The 12,832-nt window shown below is 61.4% G+C and carries 10 protein-coding genes and 1 pseudogene; 6 read left to right on the top strand and 5 right to left on the bottom strand.

From position 1 onward, the window contains the following. Positions 1–70 precede the first annotated feature (70 nt). Together argJ and secA are read right to left on the bottom strand one after the other, a co-directional pair. Positions 71–1,288, bottom strand: a complete 1,218-nt coding sequence (gene argJ / locus ACYZUM_RS19410) for a bifunctional glutamate N-acetyltransferase/amino-acid acetyltransferase ArgJ (protein ID WP_108183615.1) — start codon at positions 1,286–1,288, stop codon at positions 71–73. Positions 1,289–1,410: 122 nt separating this feature from the next. Further along, on the bottom strand, positions 1,411–4,146 hold the full coding sequence (gene secA / locus ACYZUM_RS19415) for a preprotein translocase subunit SecA (protein ID WP_041068523.1): 2,736 nt from the start codon (positions 4,144–4,146) through the stop codon (positions 1,411–1,413). A 307-nt stretch (positions 4,147–4,453) separates the two neighbouring features. Between secA and ACYZUM_RS19420 the strand changes: the two genes are divergently transcribed. Then, positions 4,454–4,909, top strand: coding sequence for a DUF721 domain-containing protein (locus tag ACYZUM_RS19420; protein ID WP_473061048.1), 456 nt, complete (start codon positions 4,454–4,456; stop codon positions 4,907–4,909). Between the two features lie 90 nt (positions 4,910–4,999). Here ACYZUM_RS19420 and ACYZUM_RS19425 read toward each other — a convergent pair whose 3' ends face one another. Then, positions 5,000–6,487, bottom strand: a complete 1,488-nt coding sequence (locus ACYZUM_RS19425) for a helicase HerA-like domain-containing protein (RefSeq protein WP_473061049.1) — start codon at positions 6,485–6,487, stop codon at positions 5,000–5,002. 186 nt (positions 6,488–6,673) lie between these two features. Between ACYZUM_RS19425 and ACYZUM_RS19430 the strand changes: the two are divergent. From ACYZUM_RS19430 to ACYZUM_RS19450, 5 genes and pseudogenes are all read left to right on the top strand, one after another. Beyond that, a pseudogene (locus ACYZUM_RS19430) lies at positions 6,674–7,705 on the top strand (HAMP domain-containing protein); the annotation flags it as partial. 93 nt (positions 7,706–7,798) lie between these two features. Further along, positions 7,799–8,563, top strand: coding sequence for a methyl-accepting chemotaxis protein (locus tag ACYZUM_RS19435; RefSeq protein ID WP_371260380.1), 765 nt, complete (start codon positions 7,799–7,801; stop codon positions 8,561–8,563). Between the two features lie 195 nt (positions 8,564–8,758). Further along, the gene (locus ACYZUM_RS19440) at positions 8,759–9,850 is read left to right on the top strand and encodes a glycosyltransferase family 4 protein (protein WP_473061364.1); all 1,092 of its coding nucleotides are present in this window, start codon (positions 8,759–8,761) and stop codon (positions 9,848–9,850) included. Continuing rightward, a complete protein-coding gene (locus ACYZUM_RS19445) occupies positions 9,843–10,619 on the top strand; it encodes a DUF2334 domain-containing protein (protein ID WP_473061050.1) in 777 nt (258 codons plus the stop codon). The genes ACYZUM_RS19440 and ACYZUM_RS19445 overlap by 8 nt, the downstream gene beginning before the upstream one ends. Beyond that, positions 10,616–11,614, top strand: coding sequence for a lysylphosphatidylglycerol synthase transmembrane domain-containing protein (locus ACYZUM_RS19450; protein WP_473061051.1), 999 nt, complete (start codon positions 10,616–10,618; stop codon positions 11,612–11,614). Before ACYZUM_RS19445 ends, ACYZUM_RS19450 begins: the two co-directional genes overlap by 4 nt. On the opposite strand, the gene ACYZUM_RS19455 is transcribed toward ACYZUM_RS19450, so the two are convergent. Further along, positions 11,598–11,771 carry a hypothetical protein gene (locus ACYZUM_RS19455; protein WP_430292418.1) on the bottom strand — a complete coding sequence of 58 codons (174 nt, stop codon included), beginning with the start codon at positions 11,769–11,771 and terminating at the stop codon, positions 11,598–11,600. The genes ACYZUM_RS19450 and ACYZUM_RS19455 overlap by 17 nt on opposite strands. An 88-nt stretch (positions 11,772–11,859) precedes the next feature. Continuing rightward, a complete protein-coding gene (gene purU / locus ACYZUM_RS19460; RefSeq protein ID WP_003227580.1) occupies positions 11,860–12,708 on the bottom strand; it encodes a formyltetrahydrofolate deformylase in 849 nt (282 codons plus the stop codon). Positions 12,709–12,832 lie beyond the last annotated feature (124 nt).

A 12,832-nucleotide genomic window follows, 5' to 3' on the forward strand; every position in this document is an offset into this window, starting at 1 on the left:
ATTGGATCGTGTTGTCACAAATCCCCTGTGGGAGCGAGCCTGCTCGCGAAACAAGCGACCCGGTCCTGGATCAGGTGCGGTATTCGGCGTTGATCTTCACGTACTCATGCGACAGGTCGGTGGTCCAGATGGTTTCGCTGCAATCGCCGCGACCCAGCTCGATACGGATGGTGATCTCTTCCTGCTGCATCACCGCCGAACCCTGTGCCTCAGTGTAGGTCGCTGCGCGTGCGCCACGGCTGGCGATGCACACGTCGCCGAGGAACACGTCGATCTTGCTCACATCCAGGTTCGGCACGCCGGCACGGCCGACAGCCGCCAGAATACGGCCCCAGTTCGGATCGGAAGCAAACAGTGCGGTCTTGATCAGCGGCGAGTGGGCCACGGTGTAGCCGACGTCCAGGCATTCCTGATGATTGCCGCCACCGTTGACTTCAACGGTGACGAACTTGGTCGCGCCTTCGCCGTCACGCACGATGGCCTGGGCCACGTCCATGCACACTTCGAATACCGCTTGCTTGAGCTTGGCGAACAGCTCGCCTTCGGCACGGGTGATTTCCGGCAGGGCAGCCTTGCCGGTGGCAATCAGCATGCAGCAGTCGTTGGTCGAGGTGTCGCCGTCGATGGTGATGCGGTTGAACGACTTGTTCGCACCGTCGAGCATCAGGTTGTGCAGCACATCGCGGGAAACTTTGGCGTCGGTGGCGATGTAGCCGAGCATGGTCGCCATGTTCGGGCGAATCATGCCGGCGCCTTTGCTGATGCCGGTAACGGTGATGGTCACGCCGTCATGCTGGAACTGGCGGCTGGCGCCCTTGGGCAGGGTATCGGTGGTCATGATGCCGGTGGCGGCGGCTTCCCAGTTGTTTTCCGACAGATCATCCAGCGCCGCTTGCAGCGCGCCTTCGATCTTCTCGACCGGCAGCGGTTCACCGATCACACCGGTGGAATACGGCAGGATCTGGCTGGCATCGACACCGGTCAGTTCGGCCAGTTTCGCCGTGGTGCGCTCGGCAGCCGCCAGGCCCGGCTCACCGGTGCCGGCGTTGGCGTTGCCGGTGTTGGTCAGCAGATAACGCACGTCGTTCTGCACGCGCTTTTTCGCCAGGATCACCGGCGCGGCGCAAAAGGCGTTCAAGGTGAACACACCGGCCACGGTCGAACCTTCGGCGCAGCGCATCACTACCACATCCTTGCGCCCGGGGCGCTTGATGCCGGCCGAGGCAATACCGAGTTCAAAACCGGCAACCGGGTGCAACGTTGGCAAAGGACCAAGACCAACAGCCATGAATGCGCTCCTTACTCAATGATGTCAGCACCGCTCAGAGTGATGGCGGTGGTGTAAATGGCAAAACGCCGCGACGGCAGGAGCCGGTCGCGGCGCGGGTATTTCAGCGATTGAAACGGGAGTTACTGGATCTGCCCGTGGCAATGCTTGAATTTCTTGCCCGAACCGCAGTAGCACAGTTCGTTGCGACCCAGCTTCTGCTCGTTGCGCACCGGCGCGGTGGCGAGGGCTACATCGACCTCTTCACCCAATACTTCCGGCTGCTCCAGACCAGGGGCCTCGGCGTGTTCGAACTGCATGCGCGCGGCCAGTGCTTCGGCTTCCTCACGCAGGCGTTGTTCTTCGGCTTCCGGATCTTCGCGGCGCACCTGAACGTGCGACAGCACACGGATCGAGTCGCGCTTGATCGAATCCAGCAGCTCGGAGAACAGCGTGAACGACTCGCGCTTGTATTCCTGCTTCGGATTTTTCTGGGCGTAGCCACGCAGGTGGATGCCGTGACGCAGGTGATCCATGGTCGACAGATGGTCTTTCCACAGGTCGTCCAGCACGCGCAGAACGATCTGCTTCTCGAACGAGCGCAGTGCTTCGGCACCGGCCTGATCTTCTTTCTCGTTGTACGCCGCCATCAGCTCGACCATCAGCTTCTCGCGCAGGGTCTCTTCGTACAGGTGATCGTCTTCGTCGAGCCATTGCTGGATCGGCAGTTTCACCCCGAAGTCGCTGGCAATCGACGCTTCCAGACCGGCCACGTCCCACTGCTCTGGCAGCGATTGCGGCGGAATGTGCGCGCTGACGGTGGCGTTGAGCACGTCCTGACGGAAGTCGGCGATGGTTTCACCGATGTTGTCGGCGGCCAGCAACGTGTTACGCATGTGATAGATCACTTTACGCTGTTCGTTGTTGACGTCGTCGAACTCGAGCAGTTGCTTGCGGATGTCGAAGTTGCGGCCCTCAACCTTGCGCTGCGCCTTCTCGATCGCGTTGGTCACCATGCGGTGCTCAATCGCTTCGCCCGGCTGCATGCCCAGGGCTTTCATGAAGTTCTTCACCCGGTCAGAGGCGAAAATGCGCATCAGGCTGTCTTCCAGCGACAGGTAGAAGCGGCTGGAACCGGCATCACCCTGACGGCCGGCACGGCCACGCAACTGGTTGTCGATACGACGGGATTCGTGACGCTCGGAGGCGATCACCTGCAGACCGCCGGACTCCAGCACTTGCTGGTGACGTTTCTGCCAGTCGGCCTTGATCTGGGCGATCTGCTCGGGGCTCGGGTTTTCCAGCGCCGCGACTTCCACTTCCCAGTTGCCGCCCAACAGGATGTCGGTACCACGACCGGCCATGTTGGTGGCGATGGTCAGGGCGCCCGGACGACCGGCTTGCGCGATGATCTCGGCTTCTTTTTCGTGGAACTTGGCGTTCAGTACCTTGTGCTCGATACCTTCCTTGTTGAGCAGGCTGGACACGTGCTCGGAGGTTTCGATGGTCGCGGTACCCACCAGGATCGGACGGCCCTGGGCCATGCCTTCCTTGATGTCGTTGATGATCGCCGCGTATTTCTCTTCGGCGGTCAGGAACACCAGGTCGTTGTAGTCTTTACGCGCCAACGGCTTGTTCGGCGGAATGACCATGACCTGCAGGCCGTAGATCTGGTGGAATTCGAACGCTTCGGTGTCAGCGGTACCGGTCATGCCGGACAGCTTGGTGTACAGACGGAAGTAGTTCTGGAACGTAGTCGAGGCCAGGGTCTGGCTCTCGGCCTGGATGTTCAGACCTTCCTTGGCTTCGATGGCCTGGTGCAGGCCTTCGGACAGACGACGACCCGGCATGGTACGACCGGTGTGTTCATCGACCAGTACGACCTGACCGTCCTGCACGATGTATTCGACGTTGCGGTGGAACAGCTTGTGCGCACGCAGACCCGAATAAACGTGGGTCAGCAGGCCCAGGTTATGCGCCGAATACAGGCTCTCGCCTTCGGCCAGCAGGCCGACGCCGGTGAGCATTTCTTCGATGTACTGGTGACCGGCTTCGTTGAGTTCGACCTGACGGGTCTTCTCGTCGATGGTGTAGTGACCGGCCTTGGTGACCTGGCCTTCGACTTCTTCGACATGCAGTTCAAGCTGCGGGATCAGTTTGTTGATCTCCATGTACAGCTTGGAACTGTCCTCGGCCTGACCGGAAATGATCAGCGGGGTACGGGCTTCGTCGATGAGGATGGAGTCGACTTCGTCGATCACGGCAAAATTGAGTTCGCGCTGGAATTTCTCTTCCATGCTGAACGCCATGTTGTCGCGCAGGTAGTCGAAACCGAATTCGTTATTGGTGCCGTAGGTGATGTCGGCAGCGTAGGCGGCGCGCTTCTCTTCCGGCGGCTGGAACGGCGTTACGACGCCGACGGTCAGGCCGAGGAACTCATACAGCGGACGCATCCAGTTGGCGTCGCGGCGGGCCAGGTAGTCGTTCACGGTCACAACGTGCACGCCCTTGCCGGACAGCGCGTTGAGGTAAACGCCCAGGGTGGCCACGAGGGTTTTACCCTCGCCGGTACGCATCTCGGCAATCATGCCTTCATGCAAGGTCATGCCGCCGATCAACTGGACGTCGAAGTGGCGCATGCCCATGACGCGCTTGCCGGCTTCACGGGCGACCGCGAAGGCTTCAGGCAATAGCTTGTCGAGGGATTCCCCTTTGGCGATACGGGCCTTGAACTCGTTGGTCTTGGCACGCAATTGATCGTCCGAAAGGGCCACCATTTGCTCTTCGAAGGCATTGACGAGCTGCACCGTCTTGAGCATGCGTTTGACTTCACGCTCGTTCTTGCTTCCAAAAAGTTTCTTTAACAAAGGCGCAAACATATCGGCAGGATCTTCCACACTAAAGGGATGGAGGGCGGCCCCGTGAGTCGCCCGTGCAGCCCTCATGGCCGCATGCGAACGAGCATTCTACCCGGAAACGGTGGTGAGGAAAGTGGCGATATTCCACGATGCTGGCACTGCGCTTTGACGGGGCTCACTTAAAATAAGGGCGTTTTGCTCAACTTCAACCCATCAAGGCAAGAAGTTAGTTGTTGATTTAATGGGTAAAGCAGGGACAAAAGCAATGGGCGAGTGGTTCCGTTGCTTTCTGCTACCATGGCGCTTCTGTTACTTCAGGTGTTCGATCATGGCATTTCGCCCCCTCACAGCCAGAGCGCCCGCCGTTCTGCTACGCGAAGCCAAGCCGCTCAAAGCCATTCTCGGCCATGCCCAACGCCTCGCTCATCTGCAACGCCTGCTTGAAAGCCAGCTGCAACCGGCCGCCCGCACGCATTGCCATGTGGCCAAGTGGCGTGAAGGCCAATTGACGCTGGTGGTGACCGACGGGCACTGGGCGACGCGTCTGCGTTACCAGCAAAAACGCCTGCAACGCCAACTGCAGCTGTTCGAAGAATTCGCCAACCTGACGCGCATCCTGTTCCGCGTGCAACCGCCACTGGTCCAGCATCGGCCAGGCGGACACTCGATGGATTTGTCACCGGATGCAGCGCAGACGATTCAGTCAACGGCCGACGGGATCAGCGATCCTGGCCTGCGTGCAGCGCTTGAGCGTCTGGCGGCGCACGCCAAAGACAAAAGCTGAAGGCAAGATCAAAGGATCGCAGCCTGCGGCAGCTCCTACATTGGGAATGCGTTCCCCTGCAGGATCTGCCGCAGGCTGCGATCTTTGCTTTTAGCGGCGTTTGCTGCCGCCGAGCAACGATCCCATCAGCCCGCGCACCAGTTGTTTGCCGAGATTGTTCGCCGCCTGACGCATCGCTGACTTCAGCGCCTGCCCCGCCGCAGTCCCCAGGAATTCCCCGGCCCGATCGGCCAGGCTCGGTTCTTCGGCTGCCGGCTTACCCGCTGGCGCATCCGCCTCCGGCGCCAGATCCTTGCGGCCCATCAGGATTTCATACGCCGATTCACGATCGATCGGTTTGTCATAACGGCCCTTGAACGGCGACCCGGCGATCAGTACGGTGCGTTCGGTTTCGCTCAGCGGCCCGATCCGCGACTGCGGCGGCGCCACCAGCACCCGCTGGACCATTTCCGGCGTGCCTTTTTCCTGCAGCGTCCCGACCAGCGCTTCGCCGATGCCCAGCTCCGTCAATACCGATAACGTATCGAACGCCGGATTCGGCCGGAAGCCATCGGCCACCGCGCGCAGGGATTTCTGTTCCTTGGCGGTAAACGCGCGCAAACCGTGCTGGATGCGCAGGCCAAGTTGCGCCAGCACGTCATCCGGCAAATCCCCCGGCGACTGGGTGACGAAATAAACACCCACGCCTTTCGAGCGGATCAGCCGCACCACCTGCTCCAGACGCTCCTGCAACGCCTTGGGCGTATCACCGAACAACAAATGCGCTTCATCGAAGAACAGCGCCAGCAGCGGTTTGTCGGCATCGCCGCGCTCCGGCAACTGTTCGAACAGCTCGGCCAGCAGCCACAGCAGGAACGTCGCGTAGACCTTTGGCGCCTCATGTACCAGACGACTGGCATCGAGCAAGTGAATCCGCCCACGACCATCGGCGGCCGGTTGCAGAATGTCTTCGAGTTGCAGCGCCGGTTCGCCGAACAACGCCTCAGCGCCCTGCTGCTCCAGGGTCGCCAGCCGGCGCAACAGCGCCTGGCTGGAACCGGTGGTCATCAGCGCCGCGTCTTCGCCCAACAGTTGCGGGTTGTCCTTGAGGTGATTGAGCAGCGCCTTGAGGTCTTTCAGATCCAGCAGCAACAGGCCCTCGCGGTCTGCCACTTTAAACGCCGCGTACAGCGCCGACTGCTGGCTGTCGGTCAGTTCCAGCAGGCTGCCGATCAGCAGCGGGCCCATTTCACTCAAGGTAGTGCGCAACGGATGACCGGATTCGCCGTGAATGTCCCACAGCGTTACCGGATAGGCCTGCGGCTTGTGGTCGAGCCACGGCATCCCGGCGATGCGCTCGGCGACCTTGCCCTGCGGATTGCCGGCAGCGCCCAGGCCGCACAGGTCGCCCTTGATGTCGGCGGCGAACACCGCGACCCCGGCGTCACTGAACGCTTCGGCAAGACGTTGCAAAGTCACGGTCTTGCCGGTCCCGGTCGCACCGGCGATCAGCCCGTGGCGGTTGGCCAGGCGCATGGCCTGAGCAATCGGTTGCCCCGCCAGATCGGCGCCGATAACGAGTTGCGATGTGTCAGGCATTTTGTCACCTATGGTTAATCTTTAATCCGCTGTGGCCGATAGCTAAGGGCGAGAACCTGACTGAAAAGTCGGTCGGACATTTCCCTAAGGAGAGCCGGAAATATCAGTTTTTTTCACCCTTGCCCATATTGCGCGTCTTTATAAAAGCACGCCCAGGACATTAAGACCTTAGCGGAACCCCAAGCCATGAACAAAAACCTGCGCTTCAGCCATAAAATTTTGCTTGCCGCCGCCCTCATCGTCATCGCCGCTTTCGCCTCGTTCACGCTGTACAACGACTGGCTGCAACGCAACGCGATCCGCGATGACCTGAACAACTATCTCAACGAGATGGGCGAAGTCACCGCCGACAACATTCAGACCTGGCTCAACGGGCGCATTCTGCTGGTCGAGAACGCCGCGCAGAACATCGCCATCAACCCGGAACCGGCCAACGTCGCCAGCCTGCTGGAGCAGAAATCCCTGACCTCGACGTTCATGGCCACGTACCTGGGCGATGCCACCGGTCACTTCACCATCCGCCCGGACGTAAAGATGCCGGACGGCTTCGATCCACGGGTGCGCCCTTGGTATAAAGGTGCCGAGAGCAGCAGCGCCTCGACCCTGACCGAACCGTACATCGACGCCGCCACCGGACAGTTGATCATCTCCATCGCCACCGCCTCGAAAAAAGCCGGTCAAAGCGTCGGCGTGGTGGGCGGCGACCTGAGCCTGCAAACCCTGGTCGACACCCTCACCGCCCGCGACTTCTCCGGCATGGGCTACGCGTTCCTGGTCAGCGCCGACGGCAAGATCCTCGTGCACCCGGACAAGGCGCTGGTGATGAAGTCACTGAAAGAAGCCTATCCGCAGGACACCCCGCGCATCAGCAGCGACTTCAGTGAAATCACCGTCGACGGCAAGACGCGCATCGTCAGCTTCACCCCGATCAAAGGCCTGCCGTCGGTGAACTGGTACATCGGTCTGTCGGTGGACAAGGACAAAGCCTTCTCGATGCTCAGCGAGTTCCGCACCTCGGCGGTGATTGCCACCGTGATTGCGGTGGTGATCATCATTGCGCTGCTGGGCATGCTGATTCGCCTGCTGATTCAGCCGCTGCACGTCATGACCCGCGCCATGGAAGGCATCGCCGATGGCGAGGGCGACCTGACCAAGCGCCTGACTATCGTCAACAACGATGAATTCGGCGTGCTGGGTACCGCATTCAACCGCTTCGTCGAGCGTATCCACGGCTCGATCCGCGAAGTGTCGTCGGCCACCGGCCAGGTCAACGAGGTCGCGCTGCGCGTGGTCGCCGCGTCCAACTCGTCGATGTACAACTCCGACCAGCAAGCCTCGCGCACCAGCAGCGTCGCCGCCGCGATCAATCAACTGGGCGCTGCCGCCCAGGAAATCGCGCGCAACGCCGCACAAGCCTCGAACCAGGCCAGCGACGCCCGCGGCCTCGCCGAAGACGGCCAGCAAGTGGTGGATCGCAGCATCAAGGCGATGAACCAACTGTCGAGCATGCTCAGCGCCTCCAGCACCAATATCGAGTCGCTGAACAGCAAAACCGTGAACATCGGGCAGATTCTGGAAGTGATCACCAGCATCTCCCAGCAGACCAATCTGCTGGCGCTCAATGCCGCGATCGAAGCGGCACGTGCCGGTGAAGCCGGACGCGGTTTTGCCGTGGTCGCCGACGAAGTCCGCAACCTGGCGCACCGCACTCAGGAATCGGCGCAGCAGGTGCAAACCATGATCGAGGAGCTGCAAGTCGGCGCCCGTGAATCGGTGAGTACCATGAGCGACAGCCAGCGCCACAGCCAGGACAGCGTGGAAATCGCCAATCTTGCCGGCGAACGCCTGAACAGCGTGACCCAGCGCATCGGCGAGATCGACGGGATGAACCAGTCGGTGGCCACCGCGACCGAGGAGCAGACAGCGGTGGTCGAGTCGATCAACGTCGACATCACCGAAATCAACACATTGAACCAGGAAGGCGTCGAAAACCTGCAGGCGACCTTGCGCGCCTGTTCGGATCTGGAGCAGCAGGCTTCGCGGCTGCAGCAGTTGGTCGGAAGTTTCCGCATCTAAGATCAAAAGATCGCAGCCTGCGGCAGCTCCTACAGGGTGAACACACATCCTGTGTAGGAGCTGCCGCAGGCTGCGATCTTATTACCCTTGAGACCCACCGCCAATTCCCGACCGAACATCTATTCTGGATAAAGGTCAACCAAGGGAGAGCAGCACAGCGGAGGGCTCGTCATTGTGCACATCGCCGATATCACCATGTTCTACGCCCCGGCCAGCGGCGGCGTACGCACGTACCTGGACGCCAAGCATCGACGATTGGGCGTCAAACCGGGCATTCGCCACAGCCTGTTGATCCCCGGTGCGCACTTCGGTGAACACGACGGCGTCTACACAGTGCCCGCACCTGCCCTGCCCTTCGGCAAAGGTTATCGCTTCCCCGTGCGTCTTGCGCCGTGGCGCAATGTCCTGCAGGACTTGCAACCGGATCTGATCGAAGTCGGCGACCCGTACCTGACTGCCTGGGCGGCGCTCGACGCGCGGCGTCAACTGGATGTACCGGTGATCGGCTTTTATCACTCGGACCTGCCGTTGCTGGTGAGTAACCGAATGGGCCATTGGGTCACGCCGAATGTCGAGGCTTACGTCAGCAAACTGTACGGCAACTTCGACCGGGTGCTGGCGCCGAGTCAGGTGATGGCCGACAAGCTCCAGGGCCTGGGGGTGCGCAACGTGTTCGTGCAGCCGCTGGGGGTGGATCTGCAAACCTTCCATCCAGGCGCCCGCGACGGGGGCTTGCGCGCCGAACTGGGAATTGCCGAAGACACCCGTCTGCTGATTTTTGCCGGACGCGGCTCCAAAGAAAAGAACCTGCCGGTGCTGCTCAAATGCATGCAACGCCTCGGCCCGCGCTATCACCTGTTGCTGGTCGGTTCATCGATGCCCGCCGTGGTGCCGGACAATGTCAGCGTGATCGACGGGTTCTGTCCTGCCGCCACCGTGGCCCGGTTGATGGCCAGCGCCGATGCCCTGATCCATGCCGGTGACCAGGAAACCTTCGGTCTGGTGATCCTTGAAGCCATGGCCTGCGGGATTCCGGTAGTCGCCGTGGCGGCCGGGGCGTTTGAAGAAATCGTCGCCGAAGACTGCGGCTTGCTTTGTGCACCGAACAACCCGCAAGCCATGGCCAATGCCGTGCGCGAGCTGTTCAGTCGCGGCTGCGTGAAACTCGGCCAACAGGCGCGGCAACACGTCGAACGGCGTTATTCCTGGGACAGCGTGGTCGACAGCCTGCTCGGCCATTACCACGCGGTGCTCGGTCACTCTCTGCCCAGGGTGGCCAATGGCTGATTCCTTGAATGACCGCGCAGTGCTGCTGGTGCTGCACGACGTGGCACCGTCGACGTGGGCGGATTATCGGCCATTTGTCGAGGCGGTCGACGCAATGGGCGGCGTGCCGATGACCTGGCTGGTCGTTCCGGATTTCCATGGCCACGATGCGCTTGAGGATCATCCCGCGTTTTGCCGAATGCTCGGCGAGCGCGTGGCCCGTGGCGATGAACTGGCCTTGCACGGTTTTTTCCATGACGACCGCGAGCCGGCTCCGACCACGCCGCGCGACTGGTTCATGCGCCGAATCTACACCCACGAAGGGGAGTTTTATCGCCTGTCCCGCGAAGCCGCCCTGGCGCGACTGCGCGACGGCATCGAACTGTTCCGGCGCAATGGCTGGCCGTTGCACGGTTTCGTCGCCCCGGCCTGGCTGATGAGCGAGGGCACCCGCCAGGCCCTTCGTGAAACGTCATTGAGCTACACCAGCGACCCGCAACATCTTTATCAATTGCCGGATTTCACCGCCATCAACGCCCCGGGTCTGGTCTGGAGCGCGCGCAGTGCCTGGCGCCGGGGTTTGTCAAAAATCGTCAGCGAACAGCGCCAACAGCACTGGCGCGACGCCGCGGTGATTCGTCTAGGCTTGCACCCGGTAGACATGCGCCACCCATTCGCGCGGTCTTACTGGCTGCAAACCCTTGAACGGCTGCTGGCAGAAGGACGCACGCCCATGAGCAAAATCGACTGGCTCACCGAGCACCGCGAGCGAATGGAGCGCGCTGCATGAGTCGCGGCATCGTGTTGTTGATCGGCCTGCTCGCCGCTGTACTGATCCCGGTGCTGCTCGGCGGCGGCGAGATCGGCGCGCGGTTGCAGAACTTTCCGCTGCACTGGCTGCTGATCATGTTCGGCATGATTCTGCTTTGCTGGGGCATCAACACCCTGCGCCTGCGCCTGCTGCTGGGCGATCAGCGCGATCGGGTCACGCCGCTGAAAAGCCTCGGTGTGGTGATGGCCGCGGAGTTCGCCTACTGCGCCACGCCCGGCGGCAGTGGCGGGCCGCTGACGATCATGGCCTTGCTGGCGCGCAGCGGCGTGCGCCCGGCCCGAGGCAGTGCGGTGTTTGCCATGGATCAGTTGAGCGATCTGCTGTTCTTTCTCTGCGCCCTGAGCGGGATTCTGATTTACGCGTTGTTCCAGCACCTCAGTGATCGTCTGGAGTGGCTGCTGATGGTCAGCGCCGTGTCACTGTTCGGTGGTCTGTTCAGTTGCGTGCTGCTGGCGCGCTACCACCGTCGCCTGATTCTTCTGAGCGGACGCCTGCTCGCCCGCCTCAACGTGCAACCGGCCACGCGCCGGCGCTGGGCACGCAAGCTGCTGCATTTTCTCGATGCGTTTATCGACACACTCAAGTTGCCGTGGCAGACGCTGACCAAGGTTTTCGCCCTGACCTGCATGCACTGGCTGCTGCGTTACAGCGTGCTGTATCTGGCCCTGCGCGGACTCGGCGCGGACCTGCAGTGGGCCTGGAGTTTTCTGGTGCAGATGCTGTCGCTGGGGGCTGGTCAAATGAGCCTGTTGCCCGGTGGCGCGGGGGCGGCGGAACTGACTTCGGCGGCGCTGCTGGCACCGATGATCGGCAAATCCACCGCGGCGGCAGCGATCCTGATCTGGCGGGTGGTGACGTTCTATTTCTATCTGGTGGTGGGCGGCCCGGTGTTTCTGTTGATGCTGGGGCGGCCATTGCTCAAGAAGCTGCTGAAGATCAGGCAGGCTTCTTAGGTTCGTCCGCCTCCTTCATCTGCTCCCACAACTCGGCGGCGCCGGGAAACTCGGTGCCGTCTTCCGGGCTCAGGTCATCCGGGTCATAACGGCTCAGACAACCTTCGCCCAATGTGGCCGGCGCTTTCGAAGTGGCTTTGTCCAGTGGATCGCTCACGGGCAGTTCCTCAAGGGCTGAAACGAAAAAAGGGCCTGGGACGATTGAACGCCCAGGCCCTTCTTTATTCAAGCACGCGTGGGGTAGATCAGAACACCACGGTCTTGTTGCCATGCACCAGCACGCGGTCTTCGAGGTGATAACGCAGGCCACGGGCCAACACCATCTTCTCGACGTCACGGCCGAAACGCACCATGTCTTCAATGCTGTCGCTGTGGCTGACGCGCACCACGTCCTGCTCGATGATCGGACCGGCGTCCAGCTCTTCGGTCACATAGTGGCAAGTCGCGCCGATCAGCTTCACGCCGCGCAGCGACGCCTGATGGTACGGCTTGGCACCGACGAACGACGGCAGGAAACTGTGGTGAATGTTGATCACCTTGTGCGCGTATTCGCGGCACAGCGCCGGCGGCAGGATCTGCATGTAGCGCGCCAGCACCACCACTTCGGCGTCGTGCTGTTTGACCAGACGCGAGACTTCGGCGAACGCTGGCTCCTTGTCCTGCGGATTGACCGGGACATGGTAATAAGGAATGCCGTGCCACTCGACCATGCTGCGCAGGTCATTGTGGTTGGAAATCACGCAGGAGATTTCGCAATCGAGTTCGTCGCTGTGCCAGCGGTGCAGCAAGTCGGCCAGGCAGTGGGATTCGCGGCTGGCCATCAGTACCACGCGTTTCTTCTGCTCGGTGTCAGTGATGCGCCAGTCCATCGAGAACTCTTCGGCGATTGGCGCAAACTTCTCGCGCAGCACTTCAATACCGAACGGCAGCGAATCGGCGCGGATCTCGTGACGCATGAAGAACCAGCCGTTCTGATTATCCGAATGGTGGCTCGCTTCGGTGATCCAGCCGTTGTGGGATGCCAGAAAGTTACTGACTTTGGCAACGATGCCAACGCGGTCAGGGCAGGAAATCACCAACCGAAAGGTGCGCATGAGGGGGAAACTCCAGAACTTCGCAAAGGCGGCCATTCTAGCGACTGTGCGCGGAAACTGCAGTATTGATCAGCACTCGCCCCGAGAAGGCGCGGCTCATGGCGCCTGAGCGCACTGTACGACA

This window comes from Pseudomonas sp. m6p, from assembly GCF_055760375.1.